The sequence below is a fragment of the Pseudomonas sp. Eth.TT006 genome (assembly GCF_054456575.1).
Window position 1 is genome coordinate 1 of the sequence record NZ_JBTJEN010000005.1, and the last position, 13,759, is coordinate 13,759.

The window sequence follows — 13,759 nt, forward strand, 5'->3', positions numbered from 1 at the left end:
AGAACCCCTGTCTGTTAACGCAGACAGGGGTTTTGTCGTTTCAGGGCGAGGCAAAAACCATATATCAAACTGCTTTACGAGCTTTGCTGATGCGCCGAGCCTGCCACTTGCGCCACCAGATGTAGACGCCAGTCCCAGACAGCCCCGCAATCAGAACACCCAATACAGCGATTATCACCTGCCCAGTAAAGCCAATGATCCGTCCGCCATGTATTGGTAACTGCAATCGATAAAACCGTTCTCCCAAAGTCCCTTGCCCGGCGATCTCCTGTCCTAATAATCGTCCATCCGTGCCGTGAAAGAACAACCAGGATTTGCCGTGGGCCTCAGTGTCATGCTGTCCAAACCCGGCGCCGTAGAAGTTGTACTCAAAGCTGTAATACAACTCGCCGATCGCAGCCGTCAGGCCTAACCTTTTCCCTTCCTGGATTGCCCGCTCGTACACCTGTTGATAACTCAATTGCGTCACACCCAATTCAGAAGGCGGCATTCGTCCGCGGGCCTCATAGACGCTCGGTTCAATCGGCGAAAATAACGACACCGTCGGTTTGAATACCTGACTCGGCAGGTTCATCGCCACACTGCTGACTGCAATCGGCAGCAGCAACAACCACAGCCACAATCCACCCGCCCGATGCAGATCGAAGTTGAGCCGGTACGCATGTCCGCCTTTGATCTTCCATGCGGTCGACCACTTCTTCCAGAACGGTTTACCGCGCGGTAGCGTCAACCCCAGCGCAATGAAGCAATCGATCACCCAGGCGATGGCCACCAGCCCCATCAGCCACAATCCCCAGTTCCCTGATAGCGTCAGGTTGTAGTGAAACTCGAGAATGAACGGGATGAGGTTCTCTCGCGCAAAGCAGCACTCGCCCCAGTAACGTTGCCCTTTCTGCTCGGCATTTACCGGGTCGAGATAGAACACCTGATTGCGCTCATCAAACGGTTTGCCCGTCGCCGGATCATTCCGCGGCACCGCCGCCAATAAGGCGGTATGCCCCAATTCATCCGGATACTCCATGTACCACACCTGCAACTTCGGGTGCGCGGTTTGCACGGCATCGACCAACGCCCCGGGAGGCAAGCGCTGACCTTCGGCAGCAGCTTTATAAAATTGCGGATTCAGCCACTCATCCAGCTCATGATTGAACGCCAGAATGCTTCCCGTGATCCCGGCCAGCAGCAAAAACACCGCCGTCGCCAAGCCGATATAGCGATGCAACAACACTAACAATGCGCGCATGAAAGATTCCCCACAGAGACGACAAAGCCAGCCCCTGAACATTCAGGGGCTGGCTTTTTTGTGCACAAGACAAAGACTTAGAACTGGTAGCTGACCGTAGCAGCGACGTTGCGCTCTTCGCCCATGTAGCAGAAGTTCAGACTCGCGCAGGAGGCGACGTAGGACTCGTTGGTCAGGTTGTTAGCATTCAGGCGCACGTCGACGCCCTTCAAGCCGACCTTGCCCAGGTCATAGCCGATCGATGCGTCGAACAGCGTGTAGGCCGGCACCTTAATGGTGTTCTCGGCATCTGCCCAGCTGTAACCGACGTAGCGCACACCTCCGCCGAGACGCAGGCCATCAAGTGCCGCGCTATCGAATTTGTAGTCGGCCCACAACGACGCCATGTGCCGCGGTGCCTGCGTCGGCGAGTTGCCTTTGTTCTCGATCACAGCGGTCGGCGTGCTCAGAGTGCTGACCATTGACTTCGAATACTCGATATCGGTGAAGGTATAGCTGCCAAGGACTTTCAGGTTGTCGGTCAACTGCATGTGCGCCTCCAGCTCCAGCCCCTGCGAACGCACGGCGCCGACAGCGCGGTAGAAGTTTTCCTGCGGCAGCTTGGTCGCCAGATTTTCCTGATCGATACGGAACAGCGAAGCAGTGAACAGATTGTCGGTGCCCGGAGGTTGGTACTTCAGGCCGACTTCCCATTGCGTGCCGTCAGTCGGCGGCAGCGGATTGCCGGCGCTGTCGGCATACGAGTTCGGGTTAAACGACTCGGAATAGCTGATGTACGGCGCCAGGCCGTTATCGAACAGGTACAGCGCGCCGGCGCGGCCGGTAAGTTTGGTGCGGCGGTCATTGATTTCGCTGCCAGCAGGGCGCCCTGCTTCGGCGATCCGGTTTTCGTCGGAAGTCTCGACCCAGTCCTGACGCAGGCCCAGCGAGAAGCGCCATTGGTCCATTTCGATCAAGTCCTGCAGGTACACCCCGGTCTGCTCCAGGCGCCGCAAGTAACTGGTCTCACCGTACATATCGATCGCCGAGTTACCGTAGACCGGGTTGAACGCATTGATCGGCGCCAGGCCGCCGCTGGTCCAGTCGACCACGGTCTTGCGCCGTTGATAGTCCGCGCCCATCAACACCGTGTGTTTGGTGGCACCGGTGAAGAATTCGGCCTGCAACATGTTGTCGACGATGAACGCATGCAGACGCTCATCGCCGCCGGTGTAGTAGCGGTTCAGTTCGTTACTGGTCGGCGTGGTCCAGCCGTAGGCGTAGACCTGATCCATATTTACTTTGGAGTCGAGGTAACGGAAGTTCTGACGCGCCGTGAAAACATCGTTGAAGCGATGTTCGAACTGATAGCCGAATGACTGCTGATCCCGCGAATAGCCATCAACCCCCGGCTCGCCCTCGAAGAAGTGCGGCGAGATACGATTGCCGTTGCGCTGATGAATCGTGCCGTCCGCCGGCACGCCACCGTGGTAGCCGCCATCCGGATCGTGCTGCAGATACGCCTGCAGCGTCAGCGAGGTGTCTTCGGTGAAATCGATGCTCAGGGTCGGCGCGAGGGCGAAGCGCTTTTCCTTGTTGTGGTCGAATTGCGTGTCAGACTGATCCGTCAAACCGGTCAGACGATAGGCAATGCGCTTGTCGTCATCGACCGGACCACTGAAGTCAAAACCGACCCCGCGCTGACCCTGAGTGCCGACCGTGGCCTGCACCTGATGATAAGTCTCGTACAACGGCTTTTTGCTGGTCAATGCCACCAGGCCGCCGGGGGAACTGCGGCCATACAACACCGACGAAGGACCTTTGAGGATATCCACACGCTCGAGGAAATACGGATCGACCTGCATGGTGCTGTACGTCCCGCTGTCACCCATCGACTTGAGCCCGTCGAGATAGATGTTGTCCACCGAGCCGTCGTTGAAACCGCGCATCGCCACATAATCGTAGCGATGCGTCGCGCCGTAAGGGTTGGTCAGCACGCCGGGGGTATAGCGCATCGCCTGGGAAACGGTTTGCGAGCCCTGATCGTCCATTTGCTCGCGAGTGACCACGGACACGCTTTGCGAGGTTTCCAGCAACGCGGTACTGGTCTTGGTGGCGATCTGGCTGTGGGTAGCGTTGTAGCCCTCCATGCTGCCGAGTGCGTTGCCGAGGGCGAAGCCTTTGATATCGGTGGTCGGCAGCGCCAGGGCGTTGCTGTCGCTGACGGCATGCAGGGTGTAACTGCTCCCGTCCTGACTGACCGCCTCCAGACCCGAGCCACCGAGCAGATGGCTCAGCGCCTGATCGGTAGAATATTCACCCTGCACACCCGGAGATTGCCGCCCCTGCGTTTGTTGCGGGGTCATCGACAAGGTGATGCCGGCCTGACGCGCGAACTGGTTCAGCGCTTCGCCCAGCGGGCCGGCGGCAATGCTATAGCGCTGACTGCTCGCTTCACTGGCAGTGGCCGCGAGGCTCAGGCCGGGCACTACCGCGGCGCCCAGAACAGTGGAGAGCAGGGCGGCGCGAACGGCATGGCGCAACAGGCCAGATTCGGCGGTGTAACGCAGAGATTTCTTACAGGTAATGCGGACAGTCATCGTCGGTTTCCGTGGCAAGTCGCAAAGGCTGAATTGAAGTGCTTAATGACCAAGCCGGACTTGCCGCGAAAACCCGCCAAAATAATTTCAGGTCACGGCTTCCAGCGTGACCCACCAACGGCTGCGATAGCGCAATTGCACCGGCAGCGTCTGCGGCAGAACGGCCAGCAGCTTGTCGGTGTCCTCCAGGCGGAATACCCCCGACAGACGCAGATCCGCCACGGCAGACGCACAGGACACGAAGCCCGGACGATAACGTCCGACCTCTTTGAGAAAATCGCCCAGGCGCATGTTGCGCGTCACGATCAAACCGTCGACCCACGCACCCGCGTCCATATCCAGTGGCGGCGCCGGGCGCACCTGCTGGTGATTGATCAGATAGCTCTGCCCGGCGAGCGCTTCCACCGCAGTGCCGCCGCTGCGGATGGCGACGCGCCCGCTGGTGACGCTCAGCCGCGTGCAATCACCGTCCTGGCGCAGGATGAAACGCGCATTGGTCGGCTCGTATAGGCCGTGACGGCTTAGTACGCGAAGTGGTCGGTTGAAGGTCGCGCCTTCATCGTTGCCGCCGCAGGTGACGATGATTTCGCCGCGGGTGAGTTTGATCAGCCGCTGTTGTGCGGTGTAATCCAGATCCACCGCGCTGGCCGTGTTGAGTTCGATCCGGGTGCCGTCGGGCAACTGGAAGCTGCGGCGCTCGCCGGTCACCGTGGCGTAGTCGGCGCGCCAAAGCTGCCAGGCCGCGGTGTCCTTGGCCAGCCAGGCGGCGGAACCCATGAGCAAGGCGCCGGACAACAGTTTCAAGGCCTGCCGCCTTCCGAGTCCTTGCGCGCTGTTTTCCAGGGTATTGAGCGCCACATGAGCGCCGGGCACGGCGCGCAGGTTATGGCTCAGTTCCGCCTGCAGCGACTGCACGCGCTGCCAGGCCAGTTCGTGCTCGTGATGCTCGGCACGCCAGGCTTCGCACTGGCGGCTCAGGCGCGGATTGCCGTGATTGTTGCGGAGCCGCAGCAGCCAGTGAATGGCTTGTTTGACCACCTGTTGTGGCGGCTCGGCGCGGCGTTCGGCGTAGACGTTGTCCATAGGCATCAATTGGCGTACCGCAGCACGTAGCAGTGATACAGCGCGTCGGCGACGTAACGTTCCACCGAGCGCAGCGACAAACCCATCTGCTCGGCGATCTGTTTGTGGCTCAGACCTTCGCACTGCGCCAGCAGAAACACCTGACGCACTTTCGGCCGCAAGCCCTCAAGCATGCGCGCGATGCTTTCGAGCAATTCGATGACCAGGGTGCGGGCTTCGGCACTCGGCGTTTCGGCTTCAGGCAAATGGGCGATGGCGTCGAGATAGGCGCGTTCGATTTCTTCTCGGCGCCAGTGATCGATCACCAGACCGCGAGCGATCGTACGCAAAAAAGCCCGCGGTGCCTTGAGTTCCAGACGTTCGCTGCGCTGCAACAGGCGCACGAAAGTGTCCTGCGCCAGATCCGCCGCATCCGCAGCATTGCCCAGTCGCGCCCGCAGCCAGGCGTTGAGCCAGCTGTGATGACTACTGTAAAGCGCCTGCACGGCAAACTCGGGAGAGGACATGAACGCGACAGCCTGTACGTCACAAATGATAATTAGTCGCATTTTTAACAAGGACTGCACATTTTGCAACCTTCGCTCCAATAGCAGTCCTCAATTTGCTCCTGGCGAACGCTCTGGTACGCCGTTCGGCGGGAAACCTGCACAAAGGTCATCCATTTCCCACACAGCCCTAAGCTTTCTCCGAATCGTGCCGACAGCATGGTGAGACATGCGTGCACCAAAGTAGAGCGGCCCTCAGAAAGCTGCCTGCCAGCCATTGGATATTTGGAGCTACATGGATGTTGCATCCCGAAACGCATCCCCACTTTTGCATAAGAAGTCCCATGAAATGAATCTCAAGTTCAGCCATAAAATCCTGTTGGCCGCCTCGGGCGTTGTGGTCCTGGCGTTCGCGTTGTTTACGCTCTACAACGACTATCTGCAGCGCAACACCATTCGCCAGAACCTCCAGTCTTCCGTGCAGCAGGCCGGTGATCTGACCGCCAGCAGCGTGCAGAACTGGATGAGCGGGCGAATCCTGGTGCTGGAAAACCTCGCACAGAACGTCGCCCATCAGGGCAAGGACGCGGACTTCCCTGGCCTGGTCGATCAACCAGCGTTCACCTCGAACTTCCAGTTCACCTACGTCGGTCAGGCCAACGGGGTGTTCACCCAGCGCCCGGACGCGAAGATGCCGGACGGTTACGACCCGCGTCAGCGCCCGTGGTACAAGCAGGCCGTTGCTGCTGACAAAACCATGCTGACGCCGCCTTATATGGCTGCTGTCGGCGGGCTGGTGGTGACCATCGCCATGCCGGTGAAAAAGAACGGCGAACTGCTCGGCGTCGTCGGCGGTGACCTGAGCCTGGAAACCCTGGTGAAGATCATCAACTCGGTGGACTTCGGTGGCCTGGGCCATGCATTCCTGGTCAGCGCCGACGGTCAGGTGATCGTCAGCCCGGACAAGGATCAGGTGATGAAGAACCTGAAGGACATCTATCCGAATTCCAGCGTGCGCATCGAGAAGGGCAACCAGAACGTGGTGCTCAACGGCCAGGAACGCATCCTGTCGTTCACCCCGGTCAACGATTTGCCGAATGCTCAGTGGTACATCGGTCTGTCAATCGATCACGACAAGGCCTACGCGGCTCTGAGCCAATTCCGTACCTCGGCGCTGATCGCCATGTTCGTCGCCGTCGCGGCCATCGCGCTGCTGCTGAGCCTGCTGATCAACGTTCTGATGCGTCCGCTGACCACCATGGGTCGTGCGATGCAGGACATCGCCCAGGGCGAAGGCGACCTGACCCGGCGTCTGGTGGTGACGGGCAAGGATGAGTTTGCCGTACTGGGCAGCTCGTTCAACCAGTTCGTCGAGCGCATTCACGCGTCGATTTCCGAAGTGTCGTCGGCCACCCGTCACGTGCACGATCTGTCGCAACGGGTGATGGCATCGTCCAACGCTTCGATCATCGGTTCCGACGAACAAAGCGCCCGCACCAACAGCGTGGCCGCCGCGATCAACCAGTTGGGCGCCGCCACTCAGGAAATTGCGCGCAACGCTGCCGATGCTTCGCAGCACGCCAGCGGTGCAAGCGAGCAGGCCGACGACGGTCGTCAGGTGGTGGAGCAAACCATCCAGGCGATGACCGAGCTGTCGCAGAAAATCAGCCTGTCGTGCACCCAGATCGAAACCCTCAACGCCAGCACCGACAACATCGGCCACATCCTCGATGTGATCAAAGGCATCTCGCAGCAGACCAACCTGCTGGCGCTCAACGCGGCGATTGAAGCGGCGCGTGCCGGTGAAGCCGGCCGTGGTTTTGCGGTGGTGGCGGACGAAGTGCGCAACCTCGCGCACCGCACCCAGGAGTCGGCGGAAGAGATCCACAAGATGATCACCTCGTTGCAGGTCGGTTCGCGTGAAGCGGTGACCACCATGAACGCCAGCCAGGCGTCCAGCGAAGAGAGCGTTGAAGTGGCGAACCAGGCCGGCCTGCGACTGGTCAGCGTGACCCAGCGCATCGGCGAGATCGACGGCATGAACCAGTCGGTGGCTGCCGCGACCGAAGAGCAGACCGCCGTGGTGGAAACCCTCAACGTCGACGTCAACCAGATCAACCTGTTGAACCAGCAGAGTGTGGCCAACCTCAACGAAACGTTGAAGGATTGCGATGCGTTGTCGCAGCAGGCCAACCGGTTGAAGCAGTTGGTGGACAGCTTCAAGATCTGACCGCGTTATCGTTCATCGCGGGCAAGCCCGCTCCCACAGGATTTCTGGCGTACACAACATTTGTGACCGACCTGAAACCTGTGGGAGCTGGCTTGCCAGCGAAAGCGGCGGTGCAATCACCGCAAGACGGAAGCCTTAAACAAACAGCCTCAGCACATTCCCCATCGCATCATCGGCAAAGCCCTGCACGAAGTCCTTGAACCCCGGCAGCGCCTCTTCCCCGCCTGACGCCGGCTCGGCAATGATCGTCCAGGTCGCCCGCGCCTTCCCCGTTCCCAGCGATTCCACATTCATCGCCGCCCACAGATTGGCCACCCCCAGCGTGTTGTAGATGGTGGTCCAGGTCATGCTTCGCGCCTGCTCATCGCGGGAGTTGAGCTGTTCGACCACCACATTGCCGTCCTTGAAGATTTTCTTGCGCAGCGAAGACACGCCATCGCCAGTCATTTCGGTGTGCGACAACGCCGGGATGAAACGTTCGAAAGCGCCGAAGTTGCCGACCACCGCCCAGACCTGCGCCGCGTCTGCCGGCACTTCCACCGAAGACACAACGTGGCAGCCGTGGGGGTTTTTGATCAGGGTGTCGGGTTGCAGGTTGCTCATGGTGTTGCTCCTTGTGGTTGCACTAGATGAAGTTGATCTGTTTCAGGTAATCGCAGCCGCGACGCAGCAGCGCCGGGGACTTTTCCGGGTACCGCGCACCCATCTGCCGCACGCCGGCCTGGGCGTTGGCGTGACCGATCAGGGAGATGTCGCCGATGTCTTCCTCGAAGCCGTTGAGGTAGAAACCGAGCACGCCGAACAGCGCGTTGTCGGCATCGACCCGGCCCAGTTGCTGCTGCCAGTCGGCGACGCTGACCAGCGCGAACTCGCTGCCGGTTTCGCGGAACGAAGCGACATAGGCGTCCCAGCTCAGCGGCTCGGGGTTGTGCAGGTTGAACACCGCATGCTCGGGCGAATAACGGCTGGCGTGGAAGGCGATGAAGCGGGCGAGAAAGTCCACCGGCATCAGGTCGAAATTCAGCGCGAAGGCCGGCACCTGACCGAGCTGGATCGAGCCTTTGAGCATCAGCATCAAACGGTTTTTGTGCGGCTGGCAGACGCCGCTCAGACTGTTGAAACTGATGTTGCCGGGACGGTACAGATTGACCCACACCCCGCGCTCGCGGGCGCGTTCGAGGATACGCTCGCCAACCCATTTCGACAGGTTGTAGCCGTTGCGAATGTAGATCGGCGGCGTCGCCGCGGCGGGCAATTCGAGCACTCGGCCTTCGCCATCGACGGTGCTGGAAGCCGACAGCGTCGAGACGAAGTTGAAGAGCTTTTTGCTGCGCCCTTCGCACAGACGCAACAGCTCGAAGATCGGCTCGACGTTATCCGCGGCCAGCGACTCGTAATCGAGTACGTGATTGACGTTGGCGGCGTTGTGCACCAGCGCGCCGAACTCGCGATCGAGGCGCTGATAATCGGCGCCGGCCAGGCCCAGTTGCGGGCGGCTGATGTCTGCCGAATAAACCCGCACCCGACTCAGGTCCAGATGCTCCAGACGGTTCTCGCGCACCGCTTGGGCGAAGCGCTGCGCCGCCGTTTGCCCGCCACCGTCACGCACCAGACAGGCCACTTCGCTGGCGCCCCAACCGAGCAGCGCTTCGACGATGTGCACGCCGACAAAACTGTTGGCGCCGGTGACGATTACCTTGTGCACATCGCCGAGACGACTGATTGGCAGCGGCTCGATGTCCAGCGGGCGCTCGGCATCGGCCATGGCCTGGGCGCTGAGTACCGCACTGTCATCGGTACCGCGCACCAGTGTCGCGAGCTTGCTGATGGTCGGCAGTTCGATGAAGCGATTGATCGAGATGCTGCGCCCGAACTCTTCACGCAAACGCAGCAACATCCGCGACAGCAGAATCGAGTGACCACCGAGGTTGAAGAAACTCTCGTCGGTGGAAATATCGTCGACCGGCAGCTCCAGCAATTCCGCCCAGATCTCCAGCAACAGCGCTTCATCGGCATTCGCCGGCAGGCATTTCGCGCCGCTGTGCTGCACGCTCACCGGTAGCGCCAGCAAGGCTTTGCGATCGACCTTGCCATTGCTGGCAAACGGCATCTGCGGTAACTCGGTCCAGGCCACCGGTTGCATGTAGTCCGGGAGAAACTGCCGGGCATGGGCCTTCAACGCATCGCGAGCAGCGTCTGATTGCGCCTGGGCGAGGAACGCCAGGATCCGCCGCTGACTGTCGATCACCACCGCCACCTGACGGTACAACTGGCTCTCGCGCAGGCAGCGCTCGATCTCTTCCGGCTCGACCCGGAAACCGCGGATCTTCACCTGATTGTCACGCCGTCCGCACAGCTCGATCCCGTGTTCACCCCACTTGGCCATGTCGCCGCTGCGGTAGGCGCGCAAAGTCTCGCCGTGCGGCAGTTGCAGGGTCAGATAGCGCTCGGCGGTCTGCTGCGGATTATTCAGATAACCGAGGCAGACACCGGGGCCGAGGATGAACAATTCGCCGACGCTGTGCTCCTGCACCGGTTGCAGATCATCGTCAAGAATCAGCACCTGACTGTTGGCAATCGGCGCGCCGAGGCTGCGGTTGCTGTCACCCGGTTGCAGTTGCCGGGCGGTGATCAGCACCGTGGCTTCAGTGGGGCCGTAGAGGTTGTGCAGCTTGCCCTGGCGGGTCAGTTGCTCAATGACGAAGGGCTCGCAGACATCGCCGCCGGTCATCACCTCAACCCCCTGCAATTGCTCCAGCGGCAGGATGCTCAGCAGCGCCGGCGGCAGGAACGCGTAGGTCAATTTCCGACGGCGGATCAACGCCACCAGTTGCAGCGGATCGCGGCGTTGCGTGTCGTCGGGCACCACCAGTTCGGCGCCTTTCAGCAGCGTGGGAAAGATATCGATCAGCGACGAATCGAAGCTCAGCGAAGAGAACTGCAACACCCGACTCTCGGCGCGCAACTGCACGTAATCGGCATACCACACGGTGAAGTGCGCAAGGTTCGCCTGACTCAGCAGCACGCCCTTCGGATGGCCGGTGGTGCCGGAGGTGTACAGCGCCATGCACGGCGCGTCGAGCTCGGGGCGCTGGCACATCAGCGCCTGGTCGAGATCCGCGTCGGCGCTGTCGATACGACTGACGTCCAGCCCGGGCATCGACTCGCTGAGCGGGTGCTCACCGTCGTGCAGCAACAACACCGCGCCGGCGTTTTGCAGGATGTATTGCTGGCGCTGCAACGGATGGCTCGGTTCCAGCGGCAGGTACACCGCGCCACTGCCGAGCACTGCCAGAATCGAGGCGAACAGCGCCGGACTTTTCGCCTGGCAAATGCCGACGATCCATGGCTGCGGATGCTGTTCGAGCAGCGGCAGCAACCGTTGCTGAATCGCAAGGCTTTGCGTGTGCAACTGGCGATAGCTGAGCGACTGCCCGCCCAGGTGCAGCGCCGGTCGCTCGGCATGCTCGATCAGGCTGCGTTGCAGGCGTTCGATCAGTGGCGTCTGTGCCTGTCGCAACAACGCCGGATGCGCCGTGGCGTTACGGCGATGGACGTAAGCCAGACTGTCGAGAAACAGCAGGTCTTCCACTTGTTCAAAGTCGGGCGCCTTGGCCGGCCTCGCCTGCTGCAAGTACCCGGCGTCGCGAGAGAAACGGCTGACCAGCAGCGCGACCTCGTCGACCACCTGCGTCAGCACTCGCTGGCGCAGTGCCTGGCCGTTGCCGCTCGGCTCATCGCCAATCGGCACGCGGCTGATCAGTGACGAGCCGAGGAAGCACAGCAGGTCGAGGGTTGGCAGACCGCCGATGCCCGACGCACCGATCCCCAGGCGCAGATGCAGGTGCGGGATGGCACACAGATCGCCGGCGCCGATAAAGCCGTCGTCGACGATCAGATCCACCGTCGATTGCCCCGCAGCACTGCGCAGCACGCTGTGGCCGTGGTGTTCGAGTTCCTGCGCCAGGTCGGTCATCGCCTGGCTGGCGCCAATCAGCAAAATGTCGAGACGTCTCATGTCGACCTCCTCATCAATCCAGATAGTCACGCAAGGCGTGCTGCACGCAGGGCGTATCGAGCAGCGAGCTGTTGTGGAAAAACCGCACGATGTTGCCCACCAGCGGATGGTGACGATTGATCGGGAACGCCAGCCCGGACATCTCGTCCTTCAGTGAACGGCGCACCGCATCGCTGACCGGCAAGGCGTCGATCAGGCGCAGATCGAAGGACTTCTGAATGTCGTTGGTCAGGTAATGGCCGATGAACACCGGCAGGATCTGCGCAATGGTTTCCCGGTCGGCGTCACTGGCGGTGTGCCAATAGATGCGCACCATCCGCGCCCAGAAGCTGGAGTGCCGGCCCTCGTCGAGCAGGTGGTCGGCCATCAGGCCTTTGATCGACGGCTTGACCGTATCGTCCCGGGCGAACGCCGCGACGTCACCGGTCACGGTGTTCTCGGCGATGGCCACGCAGATCAGTTCCACAGCACTGCGCAGGTGTTCCGGCGCCAGACTTACCGCTGCCGGAATCGCCCGGCTGAGTTCGATTTCAGCGGGCAGTTCGATCGGCTCGATACCGGTCATGGCCACGGTCTGCTGCATGAAATCCATCGCCACCAGCGCGTGGTAATCCTCGTCCACCACCACGGTCATGGCGTCGTAGCGACAGGCGAACGGGAAGGCCACGGCAAAGCGATTCTTGGCGATGCTGCGCGCGGTCTTGTCGACGATCTCGGTTTCGAAAATCACCACGTCGTTGATGAACTTGTACAGCGTCTGCACCAGGGCGAAATCCCGTTGTTGCGGGCACTCGCGCAGGAAGGTTTCGCTGAGTACCAGGGGCTGGCGGCTCAGCGGGTAGATCAGGCGTTCATCGTCTTCCAGCACGCGCCGTGGCCGGGTGCGGATGGTCGCGCGGCTTTCCCAGGTATCGGCGAAGGATTGGTAGTCGGCGGCGTTCATTGGGCCACCTCCGCCAGCGGCTCGTGCATGCTCAGACGCAGGCCGTCCCACAGGGCGATGCGACTCTCCACCGCCGCGATGGCGCTGGCATAGACCTCGGCTTCACGCTGCGGATCGCCATCGACCAGGCGCTCGAGCAGTTGCTCCGCCGCCGGGCCGTGATCCTCGGAGTCGACCTCGATATGGCGCTGCAGGTAATAGCGAAAGGTCGGCGCCTGTTCGATGCCGATTCCCCAGTCATCGAGAATGCGCTGGAACATCGTCGGAATGACGCTCTCCCGGCCATGCAGAAACGCCGCGGCGACGCTATGCCCCGGCGCATGCAACGCCGTGCGCAGGGTGTCGCGGACAAACTGCGCGGCGGCTGGATCGACCTCGACGCTTTGCAGGGCCACGTCGTAACTCACGCCCTCCAGCTGTAGTGCGACAAAACGCTCTACCGCTGTTGTGCTTGCCCCGATCTCACGCATGGCGTCGAGGTACAGTTCGAAATGGCTGTAATGACCCTGGCTCAGGCGATCGTCCGACTCTTCGCCGAGCACGATTTCGTTGATCAGGCGCGCGGCATGCGGATCGCGCGGCGGCAACCAGGGCAGACGCGTGCAGGTCAGCTCCTGTTGCAGGCGCTTGGTCAGTGACATGAAATCCCACACGGCGAACACGTGGGTTTCCATGAAACGACGCAATACCGGTAACGAAGTGATCTCGGAAAAGATCGGATGAATACTGAGTTCGGCTTTCTTCAGGGCGAGTTGGTTCTTAGTCGACATCATGATGTCCTTTATCATTGATATGAAATGGAACGGCTCTTTCAACTGCGCAATCAATGGGGCGATAAATGGCGGGGGGTGTCTGGGCGTGTGTTGACCTCGTTATATAGGTTGAACGGTATGTCTGATGAACTCTGTTCTATTGTCGGATATGGCAGGTGGTCCGGCCCAGCGTGGCCGGGCTTTGACTTGCCGACGGAGCAGAACTTATACGGCGAATAATTAATTAACAAGAATTAATTTGATTATTTTAAGTTGAGTGTTTTTCAAGTATGAGTTGTTCTTATAAAACTCTTTGAAGAAGTTTTATTTGGGCGTAGTTACTCCTTTCGATCAATAAAGATCAAAATCGAACAAGCAGAGTGAATGCCTCACTCGAAGTAACTTTTTACTGGCTGAAGTTAATAT

The 13,759-nt window shown here is 60.5% G+C and carries 9 protein-coding genes; 1 reads left to right on the plus strand and 8 read right to left on the minus strand.

Translation table 11 applies throughout. The features are described 5' to 3' along the window. Positions 1 to 64: 64 nt before the first annotated feature. The 4 genes from ACXR0M_RS09615 to ACXR0M_RS09630 all read right to left on the minus strand — a co-directional run bounded on the left by ACXR0M_RS09615 (position 65) and on the right by ACXR0M_RS09630 (position 5,411). Complete coding sequence (locus tag ACXR0M_RS09615) at positions 65 to 1,243, minus strand: PepSY-associated TM helix domain-containing protein (RefSeq protein ID WP_458831680.1); 1,179 nt, start codon at positions 1,241 to 1,243, stop codon at positions 65 to 67. A gap of 77 nt (positions 1,244 to 1,320) precedes the next feature. After that, complete coding sequence (locus ACXR0M_RS09620; protein ID WP_458831681.1) at positions 1,321 to 3,822, minus strand: TonB-dependent siderophore receptor; 2,502 nt, start codon at positions 3,820 to 3,822, stop codon at positions 1,321 to 1,323. An 87-nt stretch (positions 3,823 to 3,909) separates the two neighbouring features. Continuing rightward, complete coding sequence (locus tag ACXR0M_RS09625) at positions 3,910 to 4,911, minus strand: FecR domain-containing protein (RefSeq protein WP_458831682.1); 1,002 nt, start codon at positions 4,909 to 4,911, stop codon at positions 3,910 to 3,912. Further along, positions 4,911 to 5,411 (minus strand): sigma-70 family RNA polymerase sigma factor, encoded by a 501-nt coding sequence (locus ACXR0M_RS09630; protein WP_458831683.1) that lies wholly within the window; start codon positions 5,409 to 5,411, stop codon positions 4,911 to 4,913. Before ACXR0M_RS09630 ends, ACXR0M_RS09625 begins: the two co-directional genes overlap by 1 nt. Positions 5,412 to 5,739: 328 nt before the next feature. On the opposite strand from ACXR0M_RS09630, the gene ACXR0M_RS09635 reads away from it, so the two are divergent. Beyond that, complete coding sequence (locus tag ACXR0M_RS09635) at positions 5,740 to 7,620, plus strand: methyl-accepting chemotaxis protein (RefSeq protein ID WP_458831684.1); 1,881 nt, start codon at positions 5,740 to 5,742, stop codon at positions 7,618 to 7,620. Positions 7,621 to 7,755: 135 nt separating this feature from the next. Here ACXR0M_RS09635 and ACXR0M_RS09640 read toward each other — a convergent pair whose 3' ends face one another. Genes ACXR0M_RS09640 through ACXR0M_RS09655 form a run of 4 tightly spaced genes read right to left on the minus strand, consistent with a single transcriptional unit; the run spans position 7,756 to position 13,354 of the window. Further along, positions 7,756 to 8,223 (minus strand): SRPBCC family protein, encoded by a 468-nt coding sequence (locus ACXR0M_RS09640; RefSeq protein ID WP_458831685.1) that lies wholly within the window; start codon positions 8,221 to 8,223, stop codon positions 7,756 to 7,758. A 22-nt stretch (positions 8,224 to 8,245) separates the two neighbouring features. Beyond that, entirely contained in the window at positions 8,246 to 11,638 is a 3,393-nt protein-coding gene (locus ACXR0M_RS09645; protein ID WP_458831686.1) for an amino acid adenylation domain-containing protein, read from the minus strand. A 13-nt stretch (positions 11,639 to 11,651) separates the two neighbouring features. Beyond that, positions 11,652 to 12,581, minus strand: coding sequence for a diiron oxygenase (locus tag ACXR0M_RS09650; RefSeq protein WP_458831687.1), 930 nt, complete (start codon positions 12,579 to 12,581; stop codon positions 11,652 to 11,654). After that, positions 12,578 to 13,354, minus strand: coding sequence for a DUF3050 domain-containing protein (locus ACXR0M_RS09655; protein ID WP_458831688.1), 777 nt, complete (start codon positions 13,352 to 13,354; stop codon positions 12,578 to 12,580). Before ACXR0M_RS09655 ends, ACXR0M_RS09650 begins: the two co-directional genes overlap by 4 nt. Positions 13,355 to 13,759 lie beyond the last annotated feature (405 nt).

Excerpts from the sequence above, each read along its gene's own strand:
- ACXR0M_RS09625 (WP_458831682.1), bottom strand. The coding sequence starts at position 4,911 with ATGCCTATGGACAACGTCTACGCCGAACGCCGCGCCGAGCCGCCACAA.
- ACXR0M_RS09655 (WP_458831688.1), bottom strand. The coding sequence starts at position 13,354 with ATGATGTCGACTAAGAACCAACTCGCCCTGAAGAAAGCCGAACTCAGT.
- ACXR0M_RS09635 (WP_458831684.1), top strand. The coding sequence starts at position 5,740 with ATGAATCTCAAGTTCAGCCATAAAATCCTGTTGGCCGCCTCGGGCGTT.
- ACXR0M_RS09615 (WP_458831680.1), bottom strand. The coding sequence starts at position 1,243 with ATGCGCGCATTGTTAGTGTTGTTGCATCGCTATATCGGCTTGGCGACG.
- ACXR0M_RS09620 (WP_458831681.1), bottom strand. The coding sequence starts at position 3,822 with ATGACTGTCCGCATTACCTGTAAGAAATCTCTGCGTTACACCGCCGAA.
- ACXR0M_RS09645 (WP_458831686.1), bottom strand. The coding sequence starts at position 11,638 with ATGAGACGTCTCGACATTTTGCTGATTGGCGCCAGCCAGGCGATGACC.
- ACXR0M_RS09650 (WP_458831687.1), bottom strand. The coding sequence starts at position 12,581 with ATGAACGCCGCCGACTACCAATCCTTCGCCGATACCTGGGAAAGCCGC.
- ACXR0M_RS09640 (WP_458831685.1), bottom strand. The coding sequence starts at position 8,223 with ATGAGCAACCTGCAACCCGACACCCTGATCAAAAACCCCCACGGCTGC.
- ACXR0M_RS09630 (WP_458831683.1), bottom strand. The coding sequence starts at position 5,411 with ATGTCCTCTCCCGAGTTTGCCGTGCAGGCGCTTTACAGTAGTCATCAC.